The following is a 14,306-nucleotide window of genomic DNA, read 5'->3' as shown; positions in this document are numbered from 1 at the left end:
GCGTTCGCTCCACGACATCGCGGATCCGTAAGAGGGGGGCGCGTCCCCAGAAATCCTCCATCCTTGACATAGGAAACGATCATTTCCCATATTGAGACATGACCAATCGCGCCTCATCAACGACTCGGCGGCCCATGGGCAGGCCGCGCAGCTTCGACCTCGAGGCGGCTGTCGCCCGCGCGGTGCCGGTGTTTCGCGAGCATGGCTACGACGGGACGTCGATCGACCACCTTAAGCAGGCCACAGGGCTGACGGCGGGGAGTCTCTACAAGGCGTTCAAGGACAAGCGGCAGGTCTTCTCGGCCGCGTTTTCCTATTACCTCGAACATCGGCGCCAGGAGCTGGCGCTCAGGCTCGAAGGTGCGTTGAACGGGCGCGAGCGGATCGCCGAGATCCTGCGCTTCTACCTCGAGTCCGCCTCCGGCGCTGAGGGACGGCGCGGCTGCCTCGTGCTGGCCAGCTTGATCGAGGCCACGACGCTGGACGATCCACTGCGCGATGCCCTCATCAAATCGCTGGACGAAAACCGGTCGGCCCTGGTCGCGACGCTTCGTGAGGGACAGCGCGATGGTTCGATCCGCGGCGATCTTGCGGTCGAGCCTTGCGCGGACCTGCTGCTCGGCCTGCTGCAGGGCCTTCGTGCGCTCGGAAAGCTGCATGACCCGGCGCACCACGCCGAACTGATCACGACCGCGCTCAAGATGCTCGACTGAATCCCACGAGGAGCCCCATGCCCGCACATGTCTACGCCGCGTCGTCAACGGACGACCCTTCCTTCCGCCATGCCTTCGAAACGGTCGACGGCGTGCGCCTGCACTACGTGACCGCCGGGCCTGAGGACGCGCAGCCGCTTGTCCTGCTCGCCGGCTATCCCGAAAGCTGGTTCGCATGGCGCAAGGTGATGCCGCTGCTCGCGGATCGCTTCCGGCTCATCGCCCTCGACCTTCCTGGCCAGGGCGATTCGGACAAGCCACTCGATGGCTACGACACCGGGACCGTTGCGCGCCGCATCCACGGCGTGCTCGAACGGATCGGCGTGTCCCGCTATGGGCTGGCCGCGCATGACATCGGCGCGTGGGTCGGGCTGCCTTATGCCCTGATGTTCCCACGTGAGGTCGAGCGCCTGGCGCTTCTCGATGCCGGCATCCCGGGCGTCACGCTGCCGGACATGCTGCCGGCGGCACCCGATCGCGCCTGGAAGACCTGGCATTTCGCCTTCCATGCCGTCGCCGATCTTCCGGAGGCGTTGATTGCCGGTCGCGAGCGCGTGTATCTGGACTGGTTCCTGCGTCGCAAGGCGGCCAATCCGTGGAGTTTCAGCGATGCAGACCTGGACGAGTACGTGCGCATCTTCAGCATGCCGGGCGCGCTGCGGGCAGGGCTTGCCTTCTATCGCGCCGTCACGCGTTCCGCCGATCAGAACCGTGCCCTGATTCGCGACACCAAGCTCACCATGCCGGTCCTGGCCGTCAGTGCGGACCAGGTTCGATCCCCGACATGGCCGGCCCGTTGCGCGCTTTCGCCGACGACCTGCGCGGTGAGACCGTCGAGAGGAGCGGACACTTCATCCCCGAGGAACAGCCAGAGGCGCTCGCGAGGATGTTCGAAGACTTCTTCGCGCAGTGCTGACGCTGGAGCGCGTGCCGCAGGCAGAACGAGGAATGGCGAGGAGTGCGAAACCGCATCGACCAAGGCATCGGCCTGATCGCGGTCGTAGCGCTTGCCGGACAGGCATCCGTACGGTCCGCCGCCGCCATGGAGGAGGTCGAGCGTCGCTGGGATCGCATGCGCAAGCCGACGTGTAAGGAAAGCGCCCTGCCAGCGCACCGTGGAGCTGCCTCGCGGCCAGGCAGCCCCAACCGTCAGTGAGACGCAGCCCGATGGCTCGCCAGCAGTTCCCTGGCCAGGTCCACGGCCCGCTCACGCGACTCGGCAAGCAGCAGTGGGTATCCCCAGAACTTGGCAAAAAGCGCGGCGAACGCCTTGTATCCCATGCGTTTGGCCTGGTTGGGTTCGATCTGGATCATCGCCAGCACCAGCTTCCGCAGTTCGGCCTTGTGCTTCTTCATCCAGAGCGCGGTGCGCTTCTTCTCTTCCGGCGTGTGCGCGTGGTCTTCGGTAGGCGTGGTCTCACTCAGGATCACGAACGGTTCGCCACGGCGCAAGTTCTCCTCGAACTCGTCGAAATCCTTCTGGTGGTCGTGGCTGGCCTCATGCGAGAGATTCATCCATACGAGAGGGAATTCCGAACTATTCATTGACATGGTCAGCTCCTTTGCTTCTGATGTGCCGCCAGCTGATCGCGATGGCGAACGCGCCGGGCAGGGTGATGAACAACAACGCCGAGAGCGCGACATACCAACCGTCACGCAGCCCGTCCGCGATTCCCCCAAGGGTATTGAGGACGACCAGTAGCCCACGAGGATCAGTGCGATCCACTGCGTTCGACGGGTACCGACCAGTGCGACAAGCACCGTGACGATCCAGCAGCCGTAGTAGGCGGAAAACATCCACAGGATGTCCGGCTCGAAGCTGATCGCCGGTGTCGCTCCGCGCGCTCGCACGAAGGCGTTGACGTAGAAGAACAGTTGGAAGGTCACGAAGAGGCCGGCGCCAAACGCAGTCGTCAACCAGAACAGTGCGACCTTGTTCGCGGTGGGCATGGCCAGCTCGTGCGCGGGTGGTAGTGCCGGTGGGAGTTGAAGTGGCATGGGGTGGTTTCTCGAAGATCGATGGCGGAATCGGGAGTTCGCAGCCGAGCAATGCGCCAGCCTGCAAACCGCTCAGTACCTGTAGTCCAGCGTCACCATCACGCTGCGCGGCGCGCCGTAGGTGACCGTGTCGAAATCGCCCTTCTGCAAGGCATACTTCCGGTCGAACACGTTTTCGAGGTTCACTCCCAGCGTGGTCTTCCTGGCGATGGCGTAACGTCCCATCAGCGAGGCCAGGGCATAGGCACCTTGCTCACCACCCAGCGAGCTGGTGCCGACGTTGGGCGCCTCGTAAATGCGGCTCTGCCATTTGACGCCGCCCCCCAACGCCAGCCTGCTCCACGTTCCCGGCAACTGATACGTGGTGAAGAGCTGCGCCGTGGTCCGCGGCAACTGCGAGTTCAAGCGGACGTCATCGCCGTCATGCGCTGTGAAATGGGCAATCCCTGCAGAGATGTTCCAGCCAGGCCCCAGCTCGCCCTGCAGGTCCAGCTCGATCCCACGCGACTTGGTGCCGTCGGCGCCCTCGTAGGCCTGGGCGCCGCCTGGCGTATAAGTGCCGGCGAGGATCTGCGCGGAGTTGTCCAGCGCAGTGTCGAACAACGCCAACGAGGCGTTCAGTCGCCCGTCGAGATAAACGCCTTTCAGCCCAATTTCTCTGGTTCTGCCCTTGGACGGCGTGAGGACGTTGCCCTTGCTGTCCCGGTAGTCGGTTTGCGGGTTGAAGATGCCGGTGTAGCTGACGTAGGCCGAGTAGGTGTGGTCGATGTCGTAGATCAAGCCCGCGTACGGCGTGAACTCACCGGTTTTCTTGTAGTGCAGCGGGTTGCCGCTGGCGTTGTCGTCGATCTCGTAGTCGCTGAAACGGCCCCCCACGATGAGCTTAAGGGGGTCGGCAAGGGAGAAGCGGGCCGCGCCGTACACACCGCGCTGCTTGATCCGGGTGCCGGTCAGCCTCCAGCCTATGGCGGCGAAGTCGGGCCGGGGATAGGGTTGACTCAGGTCGTAGACATTGACCGGCATGAAACCCGCATAAAACGGGGCGATGTCCTGCTGGCTGGCCGTGCGGCGCGAAGTCGTGGCGCCCACCACCAACTCGTGCTCACGGCCAAGGAGTTCGAAGTGGCCGCCAGCCATGACGTCGAAGGTGTTCTGGCGGCTTCGTCCTCTGGATGCCAGCGCCACCGGGAAAGCCCCATCGGGATAGGAGCCCAGTCCCGTGGCCCGATCGGGACGGCCGACCAGGCCGAGCAGTTCGGCGTCGTAGTCGGTGCGGTACTGGTTCGCGACGGCGCGAAGATTCCAGCCGTTGACGAAGCGGTGCTCGATCTCGGCGAACCCTGTCTTGCGCGTGTTGTCCCAATGGCTCCAGTCCTGTGCATAGCTGCTGGAACGTGGGTACTCCGCCTGTGTGCCATCGCTGAACCACAGCGGCATGCCGCCCCAGGTCGCGCCCTTGGGCGTGATGTCCTGGTAGTCCAAGCCCAGGCTCACCGTCGTGTCCGCAGTCAGATCCGCCTCGATGATGCCGTAGAACGACTTCCTCTTCGGTTTATAGCGGTTGATGTACGAGTCGCCGTCCTGGTAGGTCCCTACCACGCGCGCGCGGATGCGACCGTCCTGTGTCAGCGGAGTCGAGACGTCGGCCATGCCCCGGTAGGTGTCCCAACTTCCAGCGCCCAATGAGGCGGATGCCGAGAAGTCGCGGGTCGGACGTTTGCGCACCAGGTTGATGGCGGCCGAGGGATTGCCGGTGCCGGTCAGCAGGCCGGAGGCGCCGCGCACGACCTCGACGCGGTCGTAGAAGGCGGTATCGAGAGCGCCGATGCCGCTGCCGTTGACGATGTCGCCGACGACCGTGGGAATGCCGTCGTACTGGAGGTTGCTGATCAGGAAGCCACGACAATAGAAGCTCGTTCGCTCGCTGTCGGATTGGTAGGAGGCGATGCCCGTGGTGTGATCCAGCACGCTCTGCACGGAGTTCAGCTGCTGATCGTCCATGCGCTGCCGCGTGACCACGGTGACCGACTGCGGTGTCTCCCGCAGCGACAACGGCAGGCGCGTGGCGGCAGTCGTCTTGCCGGGCGCGTAAGCATGCGTTCCGTCGGTGGCTTCCGAGTCTGCCTGTCCCTTGACCAGGATGGCCGGCAGGGTCGTCGCCTTCTGGGACGTTTTCTTTTCAACTCCGTCCAGCGCGTCGGCAGCGAGCGCGTTATGCGTGATGAGCAGCACTGCAGCCGTGATGGCGGCGCCCAACGCATTGCGGCGAATGCCCGCGATGCCACCGCGTGGCGCGTCCGTCGGCGCAGAACGAAGCGCGCTCAGGGCGCGCTCACCCGCTTCGAATCTAAACATCAAATAATACTCATTAGCGTTTTGGCGCCCTATTGGACATCAGCCTGGGCGCTGCGCGATGTTGAATTCAGGCCAGATTGTTTTCCGTTTGGGCCAAGGTCTGGCCCGGAAATCTGGCCTGATCGAAAAACACAATGACTCGATTGCGCAATTTGATCTAAATCGGCACCGCTACGCTGATTGGCATGACGGTAAGCCATTCCCCCATCCGGTGATCACAGCCGGCCGTACCAGTCCGCACGCTCTGTCGAGGAACCCCAGTGAACACATATCGCCTCCGTGGCTCCGCCGGCCCTGTCGCTCGCGCGTGCCCATGACATCGTCGTCTTGCGACATGAGGTCGAAGGGAGTGGCGCTGCGCGGATCGAGGTACAAGTGGCTGCTTCCATGTCGGGCCGGTTGCGCCGCTGCCGGTGGACCGCAGAGCTCGACCTCGTCCAAGCGGGGGAAGGCGCGGCACGCAGGAGGAAGATGCGATGGAGCCCCGTGATGAGCCCCCTCGGCGCGTGGACCCGAGTGCATCGTTCGGCAGCAAGAGGGGGCCGCTGAGTCAACGCAAGATCGAGCAAACGGCGTTGGTCAGTCCCAGGGCCGAGTCGATGGCTCAGGAACGGCGTCTGGCGGCGCACGGATTGCGACCGACGAGCGCGCGCGTCGGCGTCTTGAGCATCCTGGACAAGGCCATGCCGAGCTGCCTGGATGCCAGCCGGATCTACAGCATGCTCTGCGAGCGGTTCGACGCGCTCACGCTGGGAACGGTCTACCGGGCACTCAGCGACCTGTGGATCGCCGGACTGCTGGTTCGCACGGAAGGCGTCCGCGGGCGCGCGTTCTATGCCGTCAAGCCGGATGCCCTGACCGCCCGGCACGACGCGCTGCGCTGTCGTTGTGGCGCGCGCATGGTCTTCATCGAAGATCTGGCGCTGCGTGAACGCCTGCAGGCGCTGGCTTGCGCGAACGGCTTCGCGCTCGATGCGGAGTCTGTCTTCACCATCACCACTCTCTGCGCGCGGTGCCGGCATCCAGGCGACGAAGCGTGGGAGGCGACCGAAGGCGTTCGGCGGCCCAGGATCGCCTGACCGGATCAGGGCGAGGTGTCGTCGGGGAGCATGATGCCGGGTACCGAGGCGTACTCCGCACTGCTCGCGCGATCCGAGAGATATCGCGCCGGAGGTTTGCCCATGGCCTTTCGGAACATCGTGACGAATCCACTGGCGTTCTCGTAGCCCAGCTCCAGCGCCACGGCCTGCACGCTTTCGCCCTTGGTCAACCGCTGCAGCGCGAGGATCACATGCAGTTGCCGCCGCCAGCGGCCGAAGCCCATACCGACTTCATGCAACAGCAGGCGGCTCATGCTGCGCTCGCTCATCCCGATGCGGGGAGCCCAGTCGGCCTTGGAGGTCTTGTCGGCGGGGTCGGCCAGCATCATTTCCGCGAGGCGGCGCAATCGAGGATCGCGCGGCATGGGCAGATGCAGATCCTCCACCGGCGCCTCTACCAACTCGTCGAGCAGTGCGGCGATCAGGCGGTCTTCCCGCCCGCCCGGCGCGTACACCGCCGGAAAGCTCGCCACCTTGAGGAGCAGTTCGCGTAGCAACGGCGATACCGAGATCGTGCAACAGGTTTCCGGGAGATCCGGCGCTGCGTCTGGCTCGACGAACAGGCAATAGACCTCGGTTTCACCGGACCCGCGCGCGGAGTGGGGCAGGTCGCCTGGAATCCAGATGGCGCACTGCGGCGGCACGATCCAGACGCCTTCTTCGACCTCGCAGTTGAGGATGCCGCGAACGGAGTAGATCAGCTGCGCCTTGTGGTGCTGATGCCTGGCGCTTTCCCAGCCCTTTGTCACCGATGTGGCGCTCAGGGCAACGACGGGCCGAGGCACGTGGTCGATCTCCCCTGGCACGGTCACATCGGTGATGGCAACGCTGGACATCGCGCGTACTGAGATCGTGCTAGGCGATGAGACATTGTACTTCCGGGGAGACATGGCGCTACGCTCGCCGGCACGGAGAACTCGATCGACGACACGGCGAGGCTGCTTGAGGTGATCTACGACCTGATTGCGCTGAGCGGCCCGCTGCGGGAGACCTCCAGCATCGAGCGCAATGCGCTCGGCTGGATTTCCGACGCGGCAGGCGGCTCGGTCTTGGGCCACTGGCACACCGAGATCGGCGAGCTTGGCCGTGTCCTGATCCTGCGGGGCTTCCACACCACCGAGCAGCTGGCGCGCGAGCGGCATCGGGCGGCGGAGGATCGTGATCCGTTCCACGGCAACGGGTTGGTGCGGGCCATCACGCAGGACAGCTATCGCGCCTTTCCCTTTCTACCGGCGGTCGAGCCGCGGGCCCACGGCGGAATCTACGAGTTCCGCACCTATCTTCTCAAGCCAGGCGGTCTGCCGCCGACGCTCGACGGCTGGCGGGAGGCGATCGGGCCTGCGAAGGAGTACACCGACCACCTCGTGATCAACATGATCGCGCTTGACGGTCCGCCACGCATCACCCACATCTGGGGCTTCGAGACGATCCAGCAGCGCTTCGACCTGCGCAGGCAGCACTACGCGGCCGGCCTGTGGCCGCCCAAGGGCGGGCCGGAGCAGATCGATCATGCGACCTCCACGATCGCGCTGGCCGGCAAAGGCTCGCCGCTGTGCTGACGCTGGCCGTCTTTCGTGACCCGGCTCATTGTGTCGACACGGGCACCACACCTCACGCCTGAGAGTGTCTCTCATGACAGTAGATCGCCGCACCCTGGTCAAATCCGCCGGCCTGGCACTCGGCGCGGCCGTCTATGGACCGGCTGTCGCCGGTCAGCAAGCCGGCGCAGCGGAGCGACCCGCGCTATCTTCGCCCCCCGCAGTGACCCGCATCCTGGCGGAGTGGATTCTGGCCTCGTCCTACAAAAGCCTGCCCGAGAACGTGCGTCGCGAAGGCGTGCGCAGCTTCCTCAACTGGGTGGGCGTAGCGATCGGCGGCTCGCAGCATGAGACCGTGGAGGTGGCGGTCTCGGCCCTGCAGCCGTTCTCCGGGCCGCCGCAGGCCGGGCTGTTCGGCCGGGTCGAGCGGTTCGACATCATGAATGCGGCCTTCCTCAACGGCGTTGCGAGTCATATCTTCGACTTCGACGATACGCACCTGAAGACCGTCATCCACCCGGCCGCGCCGGTCGCCTCGGCCATCCTCGCCTATGCCGCGATGAAGCCGGTCAGCGGTCGAGACTTCCTCGATGCGCTGGTGGTAGGAATCGAAACCGAGTGCCGGATCGGCAATGCCGTTTACCCGGACCACTACGATGCCGGCTGGCACATCACGGGCACCTGCGGGCCGTTCGGCGCCGCCGCCGCCGCTGGCAAGCTGATGGGGCTTTCCCAACAGCAGATGGTGTACGCCCTGGGGCTGGCCGCGTCGCAGCCGGTCGGCCTGCGCGAGTCCTTCGGTTCGATGAACAAGAGCTTCAATCCCGGCCGGGCCGCGGCCAATGGCCTGTTCGCCGCGATCCTGGCGGCGAAGGGCTTCACCTCGTCGGAGCAGATGATCGAGGCCAAGCGTGGCTGGGCGAACACGATCTCCACCAAGCAGGACTGGTCGCAGATCATCGACGGTCTGGGCACCCGCTACGAGTCGCTGCTCAACACCTACAAGCCTTTCGCCTGCGGCATCGTCATGCATCCCACGATCGACGCCGCCATCCAGATCCGCGACGAGGACCATGTCAGGCCGGAGGACATCAGCCGCGTGGACCTCAAAGTCCACCCACTGGTGTTGGAACTGACCGGCAAGACCGCGCCGAAGACCGGGCTCGAGGGCAAGTTCAGCATCTATCACGCCGCCGCCGTCGCCTTGGTGGAAGGGGCGGGCGGGGAGAAACAGTTCAGCGACCGCGCGGTGAACGATCCGCGCGTGGTGGCCCTGCGTCAGAAGGTCGTGCCGGTTGTCACGCCCGGCATCCAGGCCGCGCAGGTCGACATGACCGTGACGCTGAACGACGGCCGGCGCTTCCACCGCTTCATCGAGCACGCCATCGGAAGCGTCGAGAAGCCGATGTCCGACCGGCAGCTGGAAGCCAAGTTCGCCGATCTCGCCGCCGATGTGTTGCCCAAGTCGCAGGCCGATCACGTCATGCGGTTATGTCGGTCGCTGCCGGAGCTGAAGGATGCCGGCGACGTGCTGCGAGCCGGCGCACGGGCCAGCTGAGCCACTAGGAGCACGCCGCCCAGCGCAGGTTGCCGGCATAGCGCTTGGTCATGCGGCCTTGGTCATCCAGGGCGAACAGATGCAGCCAGCGGTTGTCGAACAGGGCACGGACCTGCGGATGACGCTGCAGCACGTTGGCGATCGCCTCGGGCGGGGCCTCGATCAGGACGGACAGGCGCAGCGGTTCGTGGATCAGCCGTTCGCCGTCGTGTACCGACTGCCAGGGCAGGCCGCCGCGCAGCAGGCCGCCGTTGCCTTCGACCACGCCGATGCCGCCGGTGACGTTGTGCAGCAGCTTGTTGCCCGCGCCGAAGACTTCGGGTGCGACGGTCGAGCCGTAGTACTGCAGGCTGATCCAGCTGGCCACCACGACCGGGGCGGTCAGGATCAGCTCCAGCACGCCGAAGCCTTCGTCGCGCCGCCAGTCGTAGTCGTGCAGGAAGACCTTGCCCGCCAGATCGCGCCCTGTGGTGCGTGACCTCGGCGCCGCGATGAAGGCCTGGCAGCCGGCCAGCGCCCATTCCGGGCGAAGCTCGGCCCAATCGCGGGCACGCTGGGCGATGTCCTGGCCGCGCTGCGCCCGGGGCAGGCGCAGGGCGCGTTCGCCCCGCGCGAGCGCGCCGGCGGACTGCAGCCAATGCGCCGCCTGTTCGAGATCGGCGGCATGCTCGGGCGAGGGATGATCGGCGGCGTAAAGCTGGACCGCATCGGTGGTGGTGTCGTGCAGGGCGGCCAGGAACAGCGTGTCGGCGGGGATCGCGATGCCGCACTCGGCAAGCCCGGCGCGCACCTCGCGGTCGTTGAGCAGCGAGGCCAGCAGCCTCGCGTTCGCCTCACCCGAGTAGCCGCCGCAGGCGCCGCAGTGCAGGGCGCTGGCATGTGGATTGTTGACCACGTTGGCGCCATGGCCGGCGAGGATGACGAGCCTGGCGAAGCCGGTGGTGAGCGACATAGCCTTGAGCACGCGGGTGGCCATGGTCAGTCGCGTCTCGAGGTCGAGACTGCTGGCCGGATGCGGTGCGGGATCGTTCGGCGCGCGATGCCGTGTCAGCGCCAGCCCGTCGCGCAGCAGCTTGGCGACGTAGACCGGGCCGGTGGCCTCGACGAAGGCGAAGGAGGAAATCGCGGCCAGCTTGAAGCGGCCCCAGGCGCGCTTGGTCCGCGCCTCGATGCGAGCGCGCAGGTCCGCAGCGGCCAGCACAGGTGTGGCCTCCCCGGAGCGGGTGAAGACAGCCGGCGCCAGCAGCACGGGCAGCCGCGCCTCGACCACGTCCGAGGCGAAACGCCGATGGCCAATCCCCAGCCCGAAGAAGCCGGCGAACCCGAGCGTCTGGATGCCGGGATCCAGGCTTTCCAGCGCACGGCGGAACACCTCCGAGCGCACGTCGATGCAGAAGGCCATCTGCAGCTGCGCACGGCCAGCGGGCGGACGCGCCGGGGATGCGTCTGCAAGCACTGCGCCGAGCCGCCGCTGCACGGCGCATTCGGCCGCCTCCTGCAGAAGGCTGTCGACCCGGTCTCCCGACGTCGCGGACACCGGCGCGGCGTAAGCGCAGAGGGCCATCTGCCAACGGGACGCCAGCGCTGCACTGAACTTGCGCAGCAGCGCCACCTCCCAGGCCATGCGGATGGCGAGCAGGTCGATGACGGACGCATCGTGGCCGCCGTTCAACTCCGCTTGCCACAGCCGATACCGGGCCAGCTGACCCCAGCCGCCGAGCGTGCTCAGCAGCCGGTGGAAGTAGCTCTCCAGCGCGTCCTGGGAGAGCCCGAGGCTGACAGCGCCATCGACGATCGCGTCCTCGGCGCTGACGGGCATCTGCGCCACGTGCCGCGCGAACCCTGTCAGGCCGGCGACCTCCGGGCTCAGGTCGTGGGTCGCGATGACGCGCCACGCAGCATAGGCGCCGCCGGATGTCCCGGCGCTCCACAGTGCCTGGCCCTGATCGAAGTAGCTCGATGCCCAGTGCCCGATGCGCTCGTTGACGATGCCCGGCCAGTCGATCGTCGCGACCTGGCGGGCCAGATCGGCCACGGTCGGGATTGCTTGCGGCGCGCCGCGCGCGCCTTGCATCGCATGCTTGAGGGTGGACAGGCTGGGTGGGCACGGCGCAGCCGGAGCGCGTTGCAAGGCCGCCTGCAGGTCGGCTTCGGCGATCTCGCCGGCGTGCCAGCGCTGCGCATACCAGGCCCGCGGCATGGTCAACGCGATGCCGGCCGTGCGCCGCAGGCGTGCCGCCGCGGTCGCCAGCGGCTCGCCCGTCTGGCCGAGGAAGGGATTGACCGCAACGCTCGAGGCCAGCGGCCAGAGCGGGGGGATCGCGCGCGCCGCGCGGTGGGCCGCCTCGATGATCCCGTCATGGGACAGGCGCGGCGATTCGGTCGAGGTCATCGGCATGGGCGGTGTCCTGTCGCTTGTAGGGTCACGAGGCCTTGGGGACCGACCAGCCGCCGAGCAGGCGGTCGAGCGCGGCGTTGACGTACAGGCCATTGGAGAGATGGACGCGCAGGCCGACGGCGGCGGGATGCGAGGCCCAGAGCGGGAACAGCGCCTGCGCCACCGCGACCAGTCCGAAGCTCAGCACCGCGAGCGCCAGGAGCGTCCACTCCAGTCGACCCGGCGCCGGCGTGGCGGGCAGAACGCCCGAGGTCAGCCACTCGGCGACGCTCTGCAGCGCGAAGTAGCCGACCGCCGCGGCGCAGGCATAGAGCGCCGTCCTGCGCGTCAGCGCGCGCGGCGCCGCATCGGCCAGGCCCTGGGCCAACAGATAGGCCACCCCGAAGATCAGGATCGCGCCCAGCGCCAGCGCCTGGGGCGACTTGTGCCCGAAGCCGAACGTGAGCCCGAAGACCGCGCCGATCCCGACATAGATCGCCACGGCGATCAGGAAGGCCCGACCGACCGCCGACACGCTGGGGACCGCGACCGGCCCAGGCCGGCGCGTGGCCGCCACCTGCTCGACCGCGCCGCCGGAGGCGAGAAAGGCATGGGCCTTGTAGAGCGAGTGCGCCACGATATGCAGCAGCGCCAGCGGAGCCAGCGCAAGGCCGCACTGGAGGATCATGAAGCCCATCTGCGCGACCGTGGACCAGGCCAGCGAGGTCTTGACCGCGGGCTGGGTCAGCATCACCAGCGCGCCGAACAGCGCGGTGAATCCGCCCAGCATGGCCAGCACGGCGAGCACGCCGGGGCTGAGCAGCATCAGGTCTGCGAACCGGATCAGCAGGAAGCCGCCGCCGTTGACCACGCCGGCGTGCAGCAGGGCCGACACCGGCGTGGGCGCTTCCATCATCTCGGTCAGCCAGCCATGGGTCGGGAACTGGGCGGACTTCAGCACCGCGGCCAGCGCGAGCAGGGCAGCCGCCGCGACCAGGCGCCAGGAGTGCGCTCCCGCGCGGGCCATCGCATTGATCGTGGCGATGTCGGTGGTGCCCAGGCGCGTCCAGATGAGGGCGGCCGCGCCGATCAGCGCAATGGCGCCCACCGTGGAGAACAGCCGCTTCTTGCGTGCCGCACGCCGCGCGGCCACGCGCTCGGGATAGAACAGCAGCAGGCGACGCAGGGCGAGGCTGGTCGCGATCCAGGCAATCACGAGCTGAACCAGATTGCCGGCCTGGACGAGCAGCAGGACCGCCGCAAGCGCGGCGCAGAGCCAGCCGATGAAGTAGCCCTGCCGCGCCTCGCCGTCCAGATAGGTGCGGGCATAGCGCACCACGATCCAGCCGACGAAGGCCACCAGCAGGAGCATCGTCGCGCTCACCGCATCCAGCCGCACCGACAGGCCGATGCCGCCCCAGCCCAGCAAGGCGCTGGTGCCCGCGCCTTGCACGATCAGCAGCGCAAGCGAGGCCAGCGCGATGAGCAGGGCGCCAAGCGCCGCGCCTTCGGCGACCAGGGGCAGCAGGGGCGGGCGCCGCCCGCTGCGGAGGCCGCCAAGACCGGCGGCGAGCAGCAGGAGGAGCGGGGCAGACAGCGGCAGCAGAGTGAGCGACAAGGCGGTCCCCTGGATCGAGCGCGGTGGCAGGCGGGCGCCACGATAGGGATCGACGGGGACGAACAAAAATTCATTGTGCTCGCCATATCGTTCGCTAATATCGAACGATATGGCCGCGTTGAACTACAACCACCTGCGCTACTTCTGGGCCGTCGCGCACGACGGCAACCTCACCCGTACCGCGGAGCGGCTGCACCTGACCCAGTCGGCCTTGTCGGTGCAGATCCGCAAGCTCGAGGAGCGCCTGGGCCATGCGCTGTTCGAGCGGCGAGGGCGGCAGCTGCATCTGACCGAGGCCGGGCAGATCGTGCTCGACCACGCCGACGCGATCTTCGCCACCGGCGATGAGCTGCTGGGCACGCTGCGGCAGACCGGCGCGGCGCGGCAGGCGCTGCGCGTGGGTTCGCTGGCCACGCTGTCGCGCAATTTCCAGATGGAGTTCCTGCGCCCGGTGCTTGGCCGCACGGACATCGATCTGATCCTGCGCTCGGGCAGTGCGGGCGAACTGCTGCGGGCGCTGGAGGCGCTCAACCTGGACGTCGTGCTGCTCAATCAGGCGCCGCCCGGCGACGCGCTGACCCCCTTCGTCACTCACCGGCTGGCGCAGCGCCCGGTCAGCCTGGTGGGCACGCCGGACCGGCTTGGCCATGCCGCGAGCCTCGCCGAGCGACTGCGAGACCACCCCATCATCCTGCCGACCCTGGACAGCAGCGTACGCACCGGCTTCGACGCCCTGGCCGATCGCCTGGGCGTGCGACCGCAGATCGTGGCGGAAGTGGAGGACATGGCGATGATGCGCCTGCTCGCCCGCGAGGACATCGGCCTGGCGGTCCTGCCGCCCATCGTCGTCAAGGACGAGATCGCCGCCGGCGTGCTGGTCGAAGGCGATCAGCTGCCCGACATCGTGGAGACCTTCCACGCCGTCACCATGTCGCGACGCTTCCCCAATCCGCTGGTGCGGCTGCTGCTGCAGCCTGCGGACGCGTCGGCGGGGTGCTAGCGAAAATCTTGCGGTGCCGACTGCTGGTGCTGCGGTTGCGAGTCGTGCG

General features: G+C 67.2%; 11 protein-coding genes. 6 read left to right on the top strand and 5 right to left on the bottom strand.

Features of this window, described 5'->3' with window-relative positions:
- Positions 1 to 98 precede the first annotated feature (98 nt).
- The gene (locus tag QE438_RS05455; protein ID WP_306991937.1) at positions 99 to 713 is read left to right on the top strand and encodes a TetR/AcrR family transcriptional regulator; all 615 of its coding nucleotides are present in this window, start codon (positions 99 to 101) and stop codon (positions 711 to 713) included.
- Between the two features lie 17 nt (positions 714 to 730).
- On the top strand, positions 731 to 1,705 hold the full coding sequence (locus tag QE438_RS05450; RefSeq protein WP_306991939.1) for an alpha/beta hydrolase: 975 nt from the start codon (positions 731 to 733) through the stop codon (positions 1,703 to 1,705).
- Positions 1,706 to 1,862: 157 nt separating this feature from the next.
- Here the strand turns inward: QE438_RS05450 and QE438_RS05445 are convergent, their stop codons facing one another.
- Together QE438_RS05445 and QE438_RS05440 are read right to left on the bottom strand one after the other, a co-directional pair.
- Complete coding sequence (locus QE438_RS05445; protein ID WP_306991940.1) at positions 1,863 to 2,663, bottom strand: hypothetical protein; 801 nt, start codon at positions 2,661 to 2,663, stop codon at positions 1,863 to 1,865.
- Between the two features lie 120 nt (positions 2,664 to 2,783).
- Positions 2,784 to 5,066 (bottom strand): TonB-dependent siderophore receptor, encoded by a 2,283-nt coding sequence (locus tag QE438_RS05440; protein WP_306991942.1) that lies wholly within the window; start codon positions 5,064 to 5,066, stop codon positions 2,784 to 2,786.
- 476 nt (positions 5,067 to 5,542) lie between these two features.
- Here QE438_RS05440 and QE438_RS05435 point away from each other — a divergent pair, with 476 nt between their 5' ends.
- Positions 5,543 to 6,145 (top strand): transcriptional repressor, encoded by a 603-nt coding sequence (locus QE438_RS05435; RefSeq protein WP_306991944.1) that lies wholly within the window; start codon positions 5,543 to 5,545, stop codon positions 6,143 to 6,145.
- Positions 6,146 to 6,150: 5 nt separating this feature from the next.
- Here the strand turns inward: QE438_RS05435 and QE438_RS05430 are convergent, their stop codons facing one another.
- Positions 6,151 to 7,002, bottom strand: a complete 852-nt coding sequence (locus QE438_RS05430) for a helix-turn-helix transcriptional regulator (protein WP_306991946.1) — start codon at positions 7,000 to 7,002, stop codon at positions 6,151 to 6,153.
- Between the two features lie 111 nt (positions 7,003 to 7,113).
- On the opposite strand from QE438_RS05430, the gene QE438_RS05425 reads away from it, so the two are divergent.
- Positions 7,114 to 7,725 carry an NIPSNAP family protein gene (locus tag QE438_RS05425; protein WP_306991948.1) on the top strand — a complete coding sequence of 204 codons (612 nt, stop codon included), beginning with the start codon at positions 7,114 to 7,116 and terminating at the stop codon, positions 7,723 to 7,725.
- Between the two features lie 73 nt (positions 7,726 to 7,798).
- Positions 7,799 to 9,262 (top strand): MmgE/PrpD family protein, encoded by a 1,464-nt coding sequence (locus QE438_RS05420; RefSeq protein WP_306991950.1) that lies wholly within the window; start codon positions 7,799 to 7,801, stop codon positions 9,260 to 9,262.
- A 4-nt stretch (positions 9,263 to 9,266) separates the two neighbouring features.
- Here the strand turns inward: QE438_RS05420 and QE438_RS05415 are convergent, their stop codons facing one another.
- Positions 9,267 to 11,660, bottom strand: a complete 2,394-nt coding sequence (locus tag QE438_RS05415; RefSeq protein ID WP_306991952.1) for a DUF2309 domain-containing protein — start codon at positions 11,658 to 11,660, stop codon at positions 9,267 to 9,269.
- Positions 11,661 to 11,685: 25 nt separating this feature from the next.
- Positions 11,686 to 13,257: a proton-conducting transporter membrane subunit gene (locus tag QE438_RS05410; RefSeq protein ID WP_306991954.1), complete on the bottom strand. Its 1,572-nt coding sequence runs from the start codon at positions 13,255 to 13,257 to the stop codon at positions 11,686 to 11,688.
- A 109-nt stretch (positions 13,258 to 13,366) separates the two neighbouring features.
- Here QE438_RS05410 and QE438_RS05405 point away from each other — a divergent pair, with 109 nt between their 5' ends.
- Complete coding sequence (locus QE438_RS05405; protein WP_306991956.1) at positions 13,367 to 14,257, top strand: LysR family transcriptional regulator; 891 nt, start codon at positions 13,367 to 13,369, stop codon at positions 14,255 to 14,257.
- Positions 14,258 to 14,306 lie beyond the last annotated feature (49 nt).

It is taken from the genome of Pseudoxanthomonas sp. SORGH_AS_0997 (assembly GCF_031453535.1).
Taxonomy (GTDB): Bacteria; Pseudomonadota; Gammaproteobacteria; order Xanthomonadales; family Xanthomonadaceae; genus Pseudoxanthomonas_A; species Pseudoxanthomonas_A winnipegensis.
This window is presented reverse-complemented; position numbering and strand designations above follow the sequence as displayed.